14 protein-coding genes are annotated in these 13,408 nt (G+C 53.4%); 5 read left to right on the forward strand and 9 right to left on the reverse strand.

Annotated features, from left to right (window positions below):
- Positions 1–47 precede the first annotated feature (47 nt).
- Both Q5705_17865 and Q5705_17870 read left to right on the forward strand, forming a co-directional pair.
- On the forward strand, positions 48–800 hold the full coding sequence (locus Q5705_17865) for an OBAP family protein (protein ID WLI76429.1): 753 nt from the start codon (positions 48–50) through the stop codon (positions 798–800).
- 18 nt (positions 801–818) lie between these two features.
- On the forward strand, positions 819–1,652 hold the full coding sequence (locus tag Q5705_17870) for an MBL fold metallo-hydrolase (GenBank protein ID WLI76430.1): 834 nt from the start codon (positions 819–821) through the stop codon (positions 1,650–1,652).
- 45 nt (positions 1,653–1,697) lie between these two features.
- Here Q5705_17870 and Q5705_17875 read toward each other — a convergent pair whose 3' ends face one another.
- On the reverse strand, positions 1,698–2,579 hold the full coding sequence (locus Q5705_17875) for a manganese catalase family protein (GenBank protein WLI76431.1): 882 nt from the start codon (positions 2,577–2,579) through the stop codon (positions 1,698–1,700).
- Between the two features lie 24 nt (positions 2,580–2,603).
- Positions 2,604–3,110 (reverse strand): DUF892 family protein, encoded by a 507-nt coding sequence (locus Q5705_17880; protein WLI76432.1) that lies wholly within the window; start codon positions 3,108–3,110, stop codon positions 2,604–2,606.
- A 359-nt stretch (positions 3,111–3,469) separates the two neighbouring features.
- On the opposite strand from Q5705_17880, the gene Q5705_17885 reads away from it, so the two are divergent.
- The gene (locus Q5705_17885; protein ID WLI76433.1) at positions 3,470–4,171 is read left to right on the forward strand and encodes a helix-turn-helix domain-containing protein; all 702 of its coding nucleotides are present in this window, start codon (positions 3,470–3,472) and stop codon (positions 4,169–4,171) included.
- Here Q5705_17885 and Q5705_17890 read toward each other — a convergent pair.
- The 7 genes from Q5705_17890 to Q5705_17920 form a co-directional block, all read right to left on the reverse strand.
- Positions 4,151–4,747, reverse strand: coding sequence for a 2-dehydro-3-deoxyphosphogluconate aldolase (locus Q5705_17890; GenBank protein WLI76434.1), 597 nt, complete (start codon positions 4,745–4,747; stop codon positions 4,151–4,153). The two genes, Q5705_17885 and Q5705_17890, sit on opposite strands and share 21 nt — an antisense overlap.
- A complete protein-coding gene (locus Q5705_17895; protein WLI76435.1) occupies positions 4,734–5,627 on the reverse strand; it encodes a 2-dehydro-3-deoxygalactonokinase in 894 nt (297 codons plus the stop codon). Before Q5705_17895 ends, Q5705_17890 begins: the two co-directional genes overlap by 14 nt.
- Positions 5,624–6,520 carry a dihydrodipicolinate synthase family protein gene (locus tag Q5705_17900; GenBank protein WLI76436.1) on the reverse strand — a complete coding sequence of 299 codons (897 nt, stop codon included), beginning with the start codon at positions 6,518–6,520 and terminating at the stop codon, positions 5,624–5,626. The genes Q5705_17895 and Q5705_17900 overlap by 4 nt, the downstream gene beginning before the upstream one ends.
- Complete coding sequence (locus Q5705_17905; GenBank protein ID WLI76437.1) at positions 6,514–7,677, reverse strand: mandelate racemase/muconate lactonizing enzyme family protein; 1,164 nt, start codon at positions 7,675–7,677, stop codon at positions 6,514–6,516. The genes Q5705_17900 and Q5705_17905 overlap by 7 nt, the downstream gene beginning before the upstream one ends.
- Before the next feature lie 12 nt (positions 7,678–7,689).
- Positions 7,690–8,931, reverse strand: a complete 1,242-nt coding sequence (locus Q5705_17910; GenBank protein ID WLI79057.1) for an MFS transporter — start codon at positions 8,929–8,931, stop codon at positions 7,690–7,692.
- 387 nt (positions 8,932–9,318) lie between these two features.
- Positions 9,319–9,618, reverse strand: coding sequence for a hypothetical protein (locus tag Q5705_17915; protein WLI76438.1), 300 nt, complete (start codon positions 9,616–9,618; stop codon positions 9,319–9,321).
- A gap of 54 nt (positions 9,619–9,672) precedes the next feature.
- Positions 9,673–11,379, reverse strand: coding sequence for a hypothetical protein (locus Q5705_17920; GenBank protein ID WLI76439.1), 1,707 nt, complete (start codon positions 11,377–11,379; stop codon positions 9,673–9,675).
- Positions 11,380–11,720: 341 nt separating this feature from the next.
- Here Q5705_17920 and Q5705_17925 point away from each other — a divergent pair, with 341 nt between their 5' ends.
- On the forward strand, positions 11,721–12,176 hold the full coding sequence (locus Q5705_17925) for a MarR family transcriptional regulator (GenBank protein WLI76440.1): 456 nt from the start codon (positions 11,721–11,723) through the stop codon (positions 12,174–12,176).
- Positions 12,177–12,200: 24 nt separating this feature from the next.
- Positions 12,201–13,403, forward strand: a complete 1,203-nt coding sequence (locus Q5705_17930; protein WLI76441.1) for an efflux RND transporter periplasmic adaptor subunit — start codon at positions 12,201–12,203, stop codon at positions 13,401–13,403.
- Positions 13,404–13,408 lie beyond the last annotated feature (5 nt).

Genomic DNA, 13,408 nt, shown 5'->3' on the forward strand with positions numbered 1-13,408 from the left:
GCTGCAATGGGCTACCTTCAATATTTCTACTGTTCAAAGGAGAGACAATGAAACGGCTGGCTTTCTACCTTGCAATTCCTCTGATCCTCGCTGGCTGCTCGGCGAATAACACCCCACCGCAAACGCCAATCCCCGGCGAAAAAACCTCTGCCAAATTACAGACGCTGGAAAGTGGCGCCGCGGCACTTCAGTCCCGACCGCCGATTGATGCCATCAGTACCTATCTGGACGGCTTTCACTTCTACAGCGATAACCAAAAGGGGCAGATGGAAGCGCATCACTACGTCACGGTGCTGAATGACGATGTAATGCAGGCGGTGATTTATGACGGCAACACGCGTGATGCGCGGCTGATGGGCGTGGAGTACATCATTAGCGAGCGCCTGTTCAATACCCTGCCGGCAGAAGAGAAAAAGCTCTGGCACAGCCACCGCTATGAGGTGAAATCCGGCAGTCTGGTCGCACCGGGTCTGCCAGCGGTGGCAGATAAGGCGTTGATGAGCAAAATCGTTAACACCTACGGCAAAACCTTCCATACCTGGCATACCGACCAGAACAAAACGCTGCCGCTTGGCACACCGGCGTTAATGATGGGCTTTACCGCCGACGGGCAACTCAACCCGGCACTGCTGGCCGATCGCGATCGCCGCTTTGATATCAACACCCGTGAAATCAGGCGTGAACGTGCCGATATTCCGGCAAATCCGGTCGCAAAAGGGGCCGATGCCTGGCAGCAAGGGCAGGCGATCCAGTTACGCGCGGTCAACGTCTCTGCCGATGGCGCACAGCATTCCCACTGACCGCGACGGGAGGTCTCAATGAAAGTTCATCACCTTAACTGCGGCTGTATGTGCCCGCTCGGCGGCGCGCTTTATGACGGCTTCAGCAAAGGCATTCATGCGCATCTTGTTTGTCACTGCCTGCTGATTGAAACCGAACGCGACGGACTGGTGCTGGTGGATACCGGTTTTGGCACCGACGATATGCAAACACCACAGCGCCGCTTGTCCGGCTTTTTTCGCCTGATGAACAACATCCAGCGCCGGGAAGAACTGACCGCGCTTTCGCGCATTCGCGCGTTAGGCTTTCAGCCGGAAGATGTGCGCCATATCGTCTTAACGCATCTTGATTTCGACCATGCCGGTGGGCTAACGGATTTTCCCCATGCCCAGGTGCACCTGCTGCAACAGGAGATAGACACCGCACTGCAACGCCATAGCTGGTTACAGCGCGAGCGCTATCGCCCCGGTCAGTGGAGCGCTCGCTCCGCCTGGCAGGGCTACGCGCCGCAGGGGGAGACGTGGTTTGGTTTTGACGCAGTGACCGCGCTGCGCGGCCTGCCGCCGGAAATCTTGTTGGTACCGCTTGCCGGGCACACGCCAGGCCATGCGGGCATTGCTATTCAGCAACAAAGTGGCTGGTTGTTGCACGGCGGCGATGCATGGTTCTACCGTGAAGAGATGGGGCGACCAGAGCGCCACTGCACGCCGGGGCTGCGTTTTTACCAGTGGATGATGGCGATGGACAATGACGCCCGGCGCACCAACCAGCAGCGCTTACGTGAGCTCTCCTGCACGCACGGTAATGAGATTGCGCTCTTTTGCAGCCATGATGCGCTGGAGTTGCGCGCGTTTGAGGAAAAGCAGGCATAAAAAAACCTCACCCCGCAGTACGGGGTGAGGTTTAGTCAGACAGGGTTATTTTTTCTTCGGCTTCGGTTCACCAGTGCCCAGTTCAGCCCCGGTCAGCGGTTCTGCTTTCGGGTCGGACTTGGTGCGTTCGCTCATCGCTTTCACCATTGCCAGTTGTTCCCGGGTCAGTTTGACGTCGATTAAGCCATCGCCACCGTCTACAGCTGGTTGCGGGTTAGCAACGTACTCGAAGTTTTCATCGCTGTTCCAGCTACCGCGCGGATCGTCACCTTCCGACATGTTGTAGTACACATTGCTGTACTGCTCAATCGGCGGCAGTTTGCCCGGCGGGAAGTTGTTACGAATAGAGTAGAGCGCTTTCTCAAACGAGAGCATATGCGCCACTTCGCGGGTCATCAGGAAGCCCAGTGCATCTTTCACACCCGGATCGTCGGTAACATTGATTAAGCGTTCGTAGATGATTTTCGCGCGCGCTTCGGCGGCAATGTTGGAGCGCAAATCTGCGGTCACTTCACCAATGGTATCGATGTAGGATGCCGACCACGGCTTACCCGCAGAGTTAGTCAGCGCCGGGCCACCGCCGTACAGCAGCGAGGTGATGTGGCTATCGTTGCCGTTTTCCGTCAGGGAACGATAGAGTTCCGCTTCGTTTTCGGTGCCTTCAGCCAGCGCGCCTTTCGCGCCTTTGTTCAGCATCCCGACCAGCGAACCGATGATTTCAAGATGGCTGAGCTCTTCGGTTGCGATATCCATCAGCATCTCTTTTCGACCCACGTCGTCATCACCCAGCCCCTGGGTAAAGTAGCGGCAGGCCGCAGCCAATTCGCCCTGCGGGCCACCGAACTGCTCCAGCAGCAGGTTAGCAAGGCCTGGGTTCGGCTCGCTGACGCGAACGGTATATTGCAGTTGTTTCACATGTCTAAACATTGCTTGCCTCCTTACATGTAATAATTATTTTTTGGCTTCGACGCCGTCCGCGTTACTGCGTAACAGGAATTGATCGGTGACATCCGGAATATGATTCAGTGCCCATTCAGCCATTGCTTTTTCTTCAGCCAGAATTTGTTTGAAAATATCAATGCTGGCAACATCACCGGCTTTTTCCGCTGCGCTGATAAGTGAGGTATAACAAGCAATTTCAAATTGTTCGAAGACGTAGCTGCTAATTGCGCCTTTGACAACTTCGTCCGGCGCGAACATACCGCCAAATGCCTGACCCATCGCCGCCATTTTGCTGGTGGCGTCTTTAATGACTGAACGATCAATATTATTTCTGTCCAGAACGCCTTCGAGCAATTTAATTTGCCCTTGCGTTTCGGTTAAGTGCTGTTCGATACGCGCCCGCAAATCCGGGTAGTTATCGATACGACCACTCATGGCTTTCAGCATGGATTCAGCCTGTTTCTCCATGGCGTGAGCGTCGCGTAACCAGTCATGATAATTTTCTTGCGGTGTCATGATGTTATCCTTCTCGTCGTCGGTTTGTGGTCAAAAAGAGAGCGTGTTTCCGGTGCGCGAATGCACCAGAATTAAGTCTGTAAAGTTATTTCAATTAATAACGAACCGGGGTGTGGTTCGCTGTAGACGTTAATTAATATATTCGCAAGTCATTTCTTAAATATTATTTCCATGTTGTTTAATTTCTCCTCTTGTAATTAAGTGAAGTTTTTTTTCGCACCCAGAAATAAAATTAGCTGCTGCTGCCCTTTAGTCAAATTGCGGGGCCAAAAAACCGCTATAACAGCCAGTTTGAGAATATTCTCAGCACAAGGTATGCTGTGCAAACGAGATTAAACGTAACGGCAAAGAATATATCGATGAGCAAAATGAACAGTACGGTGTTTGACGCGTTTCGCTGCCTTAACGTGCTGGCCACCGGCAGCCGTTCATTTGGTATTCGTGAGATTGGCCGTGAACTCAATCTGGACTCCGCCAAAGTGACGCGCCTGATGCAAACTCTGCTCGCACTGGAGATGGTGCAGCAGGATGCGAAACGCAAATACCGCCTCGGTATGGGCATTCACCGCTTGTCGGCCAGCGCCATTCACCACTCGGCGTTTTACACCGCCGCGCTGGAGATGCTGGAAGAGACCGGTAGCCACAACGTGTCGATCGTGATTGGCGTGCTGAGCGGCAGCAATGTGGTTTATTTGCTGCATACGCGCGGCGGGAAAAGCATCGCCCGCGCTATTGGAAATTATGAATCCTGGCCTATCCGCGACTCGGTGATCGGTATTAAATTGCTCTCGACCATGAGCGATGAAGAGATCGTCGAGCGCATCGGTATCCACGATTACCACCTGCTGCAACAGGAAATTGAGCAGGCGCGGCAACATCAGGTGTTTAGTAAGGAGTGGGCGCCCGGTGATTACCGGCTGGCCTGTATTATTCCGGGGATGCAGGCGGCGATTGCGTTATCCAATATCAGCGGTGACAAAGTAAATGTGGAGAGCCTGCGCCAGTTTCTGGTCTCAGCCGCGCGTAAAATTAGCGGGGAATCACTCCCCGCTGTTCAGTAACTGCCGTGCGCGTTGCGCGGTAACGGCAACGCTCTGGCCTGGCCGATAGAGAGATGAGCCGATGCCGACGCTGTTGTAATAAGGCAGGTAATCCGCCGCGTTTTCCACCTCTACGCCGCCGACGGCGGAAAAACTCACCCCCTGCGACAGCGGGCCTTTGATCATCTGCGGGTAGTTAAGGGGTAGCGCCCCGGCCGGGAAGATTTTCAGCACATCCACGTCTAATTCGCAGGCGCGGAAAATTTCACTGCTGGTAAACACACCCGCGCAAACCCGCAGGCCATGCTGCTTTGCCGCCTCCACCACGCGCGCGTCCAGATTGGGCGTGAGGATAAATCCCGCTCCCGCCAGATGGCAGTTTTCCACCTGCGACGCCGTCAGCACCGTACCCGCGCCGAGATCAATCGACTCGCCAAACGCTTTATGCACCTGCGCAAGACTTATTTGCCACTCGGGCGAGTTGGTGGTGATTTCCACGCAGGTGATGCCGTGATCGCGCAGGCAGGCGACCTGTTCGACACACTCTGCGGGCGTAATGCCGCGCAGGATCGCCACAATCTGCTTACTGTTGATCACGAAACACCTCATTTAGCCCGGCGATCAGCGCTGTTTCTGCCTCAAGGGAGGTGCAGGGGAGATCCAGCGCATCGCAGGCCTGGCGGTAGAGCGGCAGCAGCGCCCGGCTGCCAATAAAACACGCCACCTCCCGGCGCGGATGGCCCTGCAAAATTTCATGCCCGACCAGTAAACCCGACAGCCACGCGCCCGCCACCTGCGCAGGCAAATCCCCAAGAATATAGCGCCCGCGACAGCGGAACAGTTCACTCACCAGCGTGGTTTGCCCGCCCTCGACCTGTTGTGCGGTGGCAACGCCTTGCAGGAAGGCTTCTGTGGAGGCGACCTGCTCCGGCAGGCCTTTGCCGACAATCGAGTGGTTCAGCACCAGGTGATACAGCTCCCCGGTCATCAATGTGCGCAGGGTCTCCACCCGTTGCGCATTGCGGTTGACCGTCAGCCATTTACTGTGCGTGCCGACGGCGGCAAATGTCTCGCTCTGGGTGAGCGTCAGCGCGCCTGCCAGTTGCATCTCTTCACCCCGGCAGATTTCATTGACCCGCCGGTCACAAATGCCGGGACGCAGGGTCAGGGGATTGGGCAAAATGCCGGGCAATTCCCGCCCTTTGGCGGTTAAGTCGGCGAAACTGAGCGGCAATTCCAGATAGCCCGCATTGGCAAGTCCGATGTTGCTGCCAATCATGCCGCACAGCAGCACCGGAAGTTGATCATCCCACGCATCCTCCAGGCGCAGCAGTTGCTGGCGCAAAATATCCGCCAGATCCTCACGCTGACATTTACCCACGCCGCAGCTTGCTTCCACGGTGCGGATAAGCTTGCCCTCGCGCACGCGCATGGCGCGAAAATTACTGGTGCCCCAGTCGACGGCGATATAGTTCATCGGCGTCCCTCCAGCACCGCCAGCGGCAGAGCAGAGGTGAGATCGCGCAGTTCCTCGCGCGTAACATCATCAATGCGTTTGGCTGGAAGACGCACCACATCGGTGGCAAAAATCCCCGCCTGGTGCAGCACGGTTTTATGCACAGCCACGCCGATCCCCGGCTGCACGCCGTAACGCAGGAAGGGCAGGTAGTGGTAAAAAATGGCCTGTGCTTCGCGTTTGTCGTGCTGCCACGCATGGAGGATGGCGTTAATCACATCGGGAAATTCGCAGGCGGGCATGGTGCCGATAATCCCCCGGCGCAACTCCTCGTAAAGAAAACCGCCATTCAGCCCGCCGAACAGCCCAACGCGATCGCCGAGTGCCTGTTTCAGGGCGGTGATTTTCAGCGTGGTGGGGGGCTGCTCCACTTTGATGTATTTGATGGCGGGAAAATCCTCGCACAGCTTCACCAGCGTCGGCACCGGCATGTTCACCCCGGTCATCAACGGCGCGTCCTGAACCATAATGTCGATATCGCAGGCTGCGCAGATATCGCGCCAGAAGTGGTAGATCTCCTCCGGGCCGGGTTTTACCACCGACGGCGGGTTGACCATCGCCACCTGCGCGCCCCAGCGCTGTACGCGTTGAATATCTTCAATCGCCACCGCAGAGGATGCGCCGCCCGCCGCCGCAACAAGGGGCAACGCGCCAGTGAGGCGTTTAACGCAGGCAAATAGTGCCTCTTTTTCCCCGGATGTCAGCGCATAACCTTCCGACGCGTTGCCAAATAGCGCCAGCCCGTCGATCCCCTGGGCCAGCAGAAACTTCACTAACTTTTCGATGGAGGCAAAATCCAGCTCGCCATGCTCATCAAATGCCGTTGCCAGAATTGGCACATTACCTTTTAACATATGGCCCCCATAACCGATTGCCGAACTTTTTCTTCATTGATTTCAATACCTAAACCTGGCGCGTGCGGCAGGGCGTAGTGCCCCTGTTCACAGACCAATGGCGTGGTGAGTAACTGGTTGGCGATGGCAAACACCGGCGGCTGGTACTCGAGCATAAACAGGTTCGGTATGGCCGCTGCGACGTGGATCGAGGCGGCAATACATGGGCCTAAACCGACGCTTAAGTGCGGCGCAACCTGCAAATTCCACGTTTCTGCAAGCGAAGCGATATGCATCAGTTCGGTAATACCGGTGCGCCCGACGTCGGGCTGCACAATGTCCACCGCGCGCTGTTCAATAAACGGTTTGAACTGGTAGCGGGTGCGCTCGGTTTCGCCCAGCGCAATCGGCAGCGGGCTTTTTGCCCGTAGCTCGCGATGGCCGGCGATATCTTCCGGCAACAGCGGCGCTTCAAGAAAACCTAATCCGAACGGGTGCAGGGCATTTGCCAGGTCGGCCGCCTGCGCCACGCTGTAATTCCAGTGGGCATCGAGGAAGATTTTTGCCTCATCGCCCAGGGTTTCGCGAATGGCCTGTACGTTGGCGATGTCTTCCCGTACACCGTAGCCGAGCGCCAGCTTCACGGCGTTAAAGCCTTTCTCCTGCCAGCGTTTCGCCAGTGCGCAGCGGGCGGGAAGATCCGGCTCCGGCAGGCCGGAAACATAACAAGGAACCTGCTCGCGGTACGCGCCGCCGAGTAATTGATACACCGGCTGGTCGAGAATTTGCCCTTTCAGATCCCACAGGGCGATATCCACAGCGGCCAGCGCGTCGATGTGGTAGCCGGTAATGTGGCCGCGATCGCGCATCGCGTCATACATCCGCGAGTTCAGCACCTGGCTTGCAAACGGTGACTGGCCTTTTAACAGCGGCGCGAACAACTGCGTAATCAGTTCGGCTATCACCTGCGGCACCACCGGAGCCAGCGCTTCGCCCCAGCCGACATGCCCGCTGTCGGTGGTGATTTTCACCAGGCAGGTTTCCATCTTGCGTGAATAGACGCAGCGGTATTCGGGGCGGTAGTAATAATCCGCGTCGTTTTCCTGCGCCTCGCCGCCGAGATAGACCTGCTGCGGGGTGATTTTCAGGGGAAAACAGTCGATATGGCTGATCTTCATGACTACTCCAGATTAATCGAGAACTTTGCCGGCGGTCTCTTTGGCGATCCACACGACAATAAATGAGATAAGCGCGGTGCCCATGACGTACCACGCCGGGGAGAGCGGGTCGCCAGTAAGGGATATCAGGCCTGCCGAGGCAAACGGCGTCACGCCGCCGAACACCGCCACGGTCAGGTTATAGGCAATGGCGATACTGCCGTAGCGGATCGCAGTGGGGAACAGTTCCACCATGGCCGCGCCGCAGCCGCCGTTAAACATGGCGACAAACACGCCGAGCAGGCTCATGGCGGCAATCGACGCGCCGACCGACCCCTGGCTCATGAGTAGCATCGCCGGCCAGGTGAGCAGAATAAATCCGCCGCAGCCCATTAACATCAGCGGGCGTCGCCCCCAGCGGTCGGAAAGATAGCCGGTGAGCGGCATACAAATCGCCACGCTCAACAGCCCAAGTGTTGTGATGAGGTACGAATCGGTGCGGCTGTAATGCAGGTGCGTAGAGAGATACCCTGGCATAAAGGATTGCAGCACCCAGCTACTGACCGCTTTCACCACAACAAAACCGGTGCAGAACAGCAGGGCATTCATTGAAGTGGAAAGGGATTTGCGCAGCGGGGATTTTTCCAGCTTGCCGCTGGCTTTGAGTTTGTGAAACTCGTCGGAGTCTTCCATATTACGGCGCATATACAGCCCGCCGAGCCCCAGGGGCGCGGCCAGCAAGAACGGAATGCGCCAGCCCCAGTCATTCATCGCCGCTTCGCCAAGGGAGTGGGTTAACAGCAACACCAGCCCGGAGCCGCAGACAAAGGCCATAAAACTAAAGTTTTCGCTCCAGCAAGTGAGCGTGGCGCGCCGGTGCGGCGGGGCGCTTTCGGCAAGATAGGTAATCACGCCCGAACTCTCGCCACCTGCGGCAAAGCCCTGCACCAGCCGGGTGATGACCAACAAGATGGGCGCGATGATCCCGGCTTGTTGCCAGGTGGGCAAGATGCCCATCACAAAGGTGGAAATGGAGGTGATGACAATAACGGTGACCAGCACTTTGCGCCGCCCCAGCCGGTCGCCCATTGAACCGAAAAAGAGGCCGCCGATCGGGCGCATCAAAAAGCCGGAACCGAAGACGGCGAAGGATTTCAGCAGGCCGACCGCCGGATCGCTACTGACAAAGAAGTTGCTGGCGATAATCGCCGCCAGCGTGCCGTACAGGCCAAAGTCGAACCATTCAATAAAGTGGCCGACGCCCGCCGAAAGCATAATTTTCGCGGTGCGCCGGGCGGGCACTTTCTGTTGTGCTTGTGCAGCAGCATAGCGTTCGCCGGGCTGCGTTGTAGTGTGCTCCATTTAACCTCCCGAGGTTAAGTAGGGTAAGCGGTATGTTGTTATGGATATCAAGTGATATGGATATCGAGTGTTAAGGATTGGCGGGCATCCGGCGAGCGCAGGAGCGGGTTGCGTGAGGGGTATCAAAAATTAATGCGGGAAATTGCTTCACATAGTGAAGCAGTGGTTCTTTCAAAACTTTTGGTCTGTAACTTATGCAAACAGGGGAAACATTGTTGTGGCTGAGAGGAGAGGCGGGAGCAAAAATGAAAAGAGCAAGACACATTGTCTTGCTCTCAATAAACACAGGAATTGTAATTATTAGCGATAAAGAGGATCGCCATCCTGATCGCTAAATTCTTCTTCAATAATATTGGCTACTGCCCGATATTCTTCAACATTTGGATGCGCAACAAAATTGGAAGTGAATATATGATGGACGTCTTCAGCGCTAACATTTCCATTATGTTCTCGTGCATAGTCGAGTACAGCTCGGGAAAAATCCTTAGCTTCATCGCTGATACTGAGTCGATCCGATGTAAGAAGTCTATCGACAAGGGATTCTTCCGTTCTCAACATACGGCCTAACGCATGGAGCTTATCGATTCTTGGATTACTCATACGATACCTCACTAAAAAATTTAATCACGGCGGTCACTATAGCAGATTTATTGTTCAAATACATAGATGGCCTGCATATGTCAAACCTATTCGTACCTTCTTTCTGCCATCGGCAGTCCATTGTTCTACATCGTTTTTTTCAAGAGTCAGCACGATTCCTTTTTTACCTTTCGTCAATTCCAGTTCTTTCGAACCGTTCGGTTCGCTCCAAAAAGCGACGTTCCTGCTTGGTGGAAAACCTGTTCCATCAGCCCGGGAGGTCATGCCGAGCGGCGATATAGTTAGCACACAGGAACCAGGATCGTCCGATAAAAACGCAGCATATCGTCCAGGCCACCGATTCTTTATTTGGGCTCCGTCCAGCAATAAAGCAATGATGAGATTGGGGCCAAGGGATCTCACTACAGGGGCTACGGGATCCTGCCGGGCCAGGTCTTCACATATTAAAGGGCTAACTTGTAAGTTATGTTTCTGGCAGTAATAACTGATTAAGGACCGATCCGCAATTGATGTATATTCCCACCATTTTTTATTGGTCATTAAAGCCGTGCCAAGTTTATAATTTAATATCTGGTTACGGTCGAGATACCATCGATGATGTTTATGTTGATGAATTTCAGTTAGGCCAAAATCAGTGCCTTTTTTGTCTTCAGGGACATATAACGTTAAGGAGTTTTCACCAAAACGATCGTTATCACCGCGCTTGTAGACACCTAAAATTAAAGCAGGGCAATTTTCTGGATTAGATTGAAAACGGAGCTTCAAAGCGTCGGCTATTTTTTTTGCAGTTTCAGCGGATACTGAACACTCAGGCAATGCAATGATATCAATGTTGCCAATTTCTTTTATTGCGTCCTCTAAACATTCAATTACCAGCGAACTATCAATTTCTGCATCTGGTTCATAGGTAAAAAAACCAAAGTTTCCCGCCATTTCTAATTTGTTTTGGTCAAGTACTGGTTTGAAATTATTTCTGGATATAACGAGGGGAAAAGGGAGGATAAGAATATTGAACAGAGAAGAAACGGCCGAAGGCGTTTTACGTACAATGGATTTTAATTCAATTTCAGGCTTAATTAGAGAAATGTTATGGCTAATGCTACACAACGATATTCCGCTTTGGCTAACGGAGTTTTTGTAATGAACTGCACCAAACGTTTTATTTGAATAGGAAAGCTGGAACCCAAAGTCGTCATTCATGAGTTTTAACGACAAAATTATCTTTTCATGAATAGATGGTTTTGGCTTTGCGACAGTTGTTGCCGCAGGATAGTTGTTTTTCCTGTTCATGCTTTCGTCTGCTGAAAGAACAAGTTGTAGTGCGGATTTGATGAAATTTTTATTATTGATGAGCGTACCTAAATCCTGGGATAACGTTTGCTCATTAAACACAACCTGAATGGCATCAATTAAATCTTGAAAATTGAAATTAATATCTTCTAAGGTACTATTTATGAAGTTACCCCATAACGAACCTAACTCACTAACTTTATTTTGATCCTTTATGGTCCAGGTGATTTCTTCACCGGAAATCAATAATCTATATCCTCCCTTAATGTCGAGAAGCGATGCAAGAATAACAAAAGCGTTACCGGGCCATATAAATATATCTGTATACGTTTGAGGATAACCTACAATTCTACCTTCATCTTCTTTTAACTTATTAATATAACTGCCGTATTCTAAATATTCGCACGATAAGTCTTTTGGTAATTTAATGTTATGAAACGCATCCAGTATATAATCTTGCAACGTTGACATTCCATCCCCTCATACTTCGAAATTAATTGCCCGGCGGATTTTGCTTAAGTAGAAATTTAAAAGCATGACAGCAATTCTACCTGTCTTAATTAGATAATAAAGAGAGAAATAATTGTTTTTCGACAAGACATCCAAAAATAAAGCAAGGTAATGAGAAAAAACTATCAGAATGCATCCATCCTCGCAGAACCACGCATGCAAGGCGACACCAGGGCAGGCTTCACAAGGAACCGTCTTCATACACCTGCAGGCTGACAAATCGTGCGCTTATCTTGACAATCCATTGACAGTTATCTGCCTGGTCAGTAATTTCATTTGTAATTATTGACCAGGCAAATACCATGACAAACTCTGCGGATACGCCAAACCCCAAACTGCATCTGGGGTTGCTTATTCATCTGGCGAACCAGTTTAAAGACCAGCTCATCAGCCACTACTTCTCGTCGACGGATATCACCGCCGCGCAGTTTAAGGTGCTGATCAGCATCTATAAAGGCTTCAACAGCCCGGTGGAAGTGAGCAAAAACTTGCTGATGGATGCCGGTGCCATGAGCCGCATGCTTGAACGCATGGTGAAGCGCGAGCTCATCGTGCGCACCGTCAACCCCGACGACAAACGGCAGGTGATCCTCGGCCTGACCGATAAAGGGCGCTGCATTTGCGACAGGTTTCAGAACGAGGCGCTGGCCTCGATTCTCCGCTCGCTCACCACACGCCTGACACCCGAAGAATCCCGACTGCTGGAAACGCTTCTGATAAAAATGCTCCCTGACGAGGCCACCCAGCCACATCGCTAAGCTGTTTTGAATAAGGTTACTAAGATGTCTGATTCATCTGCACAATCCGCAACTCAATCCGCAACTGCCGCACGTGCGCCGAGTAAACGTAAGCGCAACTTCGCTATTTTGTTCGTTCTGTTGCTGCTTATCGCGGCCGGTTGCCTGGCGTGGTACCTGCTTTATGCCCGCTATTACGAAACCACCGACGATGCCTATGTCAATGCCAACCTGGTGACGCTGACGCCGCAAATCGCCGGGACTGTTACACAAGTCGCCGTTGATGAAGGTGATTACGTGCAAAAAGGCCAGCCGCTGGTGCTGCTCGATCCGAGCGATACAGAGATCGCGCTGCAACAGGCACAGGCCGATCTCGCCAATACCGTGCGCCAGGTGCGCGGGCTTTACAGCACGGCGGATAACTACCGTGCGCAGGTCGCGGCGAAAAAGGTGGCTCTGCAAACCGCGCAAAGTGATTACGCGCGTCGGCAGAAGATTTTTGCCACTGGCGCGGTGACGGCTGAAGATCTTGCCCATTATCGTGACACTGTCACCAGTGCGCAAAGCGATTTAGTGGCCGCGCAACAGGCTTTAAACACCAATCTGGCGATGGTCGATGACACGGTTATCGACAGCCACCCGGAGATCAAAAGCGCCGTCGCCACGCTGCGCCAGCGTTTTCTCGACAATGCGCGTAGTACCATTGTTGCGCCGGTGAGCGGGTATATCGCCAAACGCGCCGTACAGCTTGGCATGCGCGTGGATTCCGGCACCACCTTGCTGTCAATTGTGCCGCTGGATCAGGTCTGGGTAGATGCCAACTTTAAAGAGAGCCAGATGAACACCATGCGTCTGGGGCAGAAAGTGACGCTGACGGCGGATTTGTACGGTGATGATGTCGAATACCACGGCACCATTGAAAGCCTCGGTATTGGTACCGGCAGCGCCTTTTCGTTGCTGCCCGCGCAGAACGCCAGCGGTAACTGGATCAAAATCATCCAGCGTCTGCCGGTGCGCATCACCCTCGACCCGCATGATATGCAAAAACACCCGCTGCGCGTGGGGTTGTCGATGTTCGCCCGCGTCGATATTCGCCAGACGGACGGGCATTTGCTGCCGCAAAAAACCGTTGAGGCGCCGCGCTTTACCACCGACGTTTATCAAAACGCGCTGGATAATGCCGACAAGCTGGTGGCGAAAATTCTTCATGACAACAGCCAGGCGGTAGCGTCGTCCAGCGCCCGCTAAGAGAG

The sequence above is a fragment of the Kosakonia sp. H02 genome (assembly GCA_030704225.1).
Classification (GTDB): domain Bacteria; phylum Pseudomonadota; class Gammaproteobacteria; order Enterobacterales; family Enterobacteriaceae; genus Kosakonia.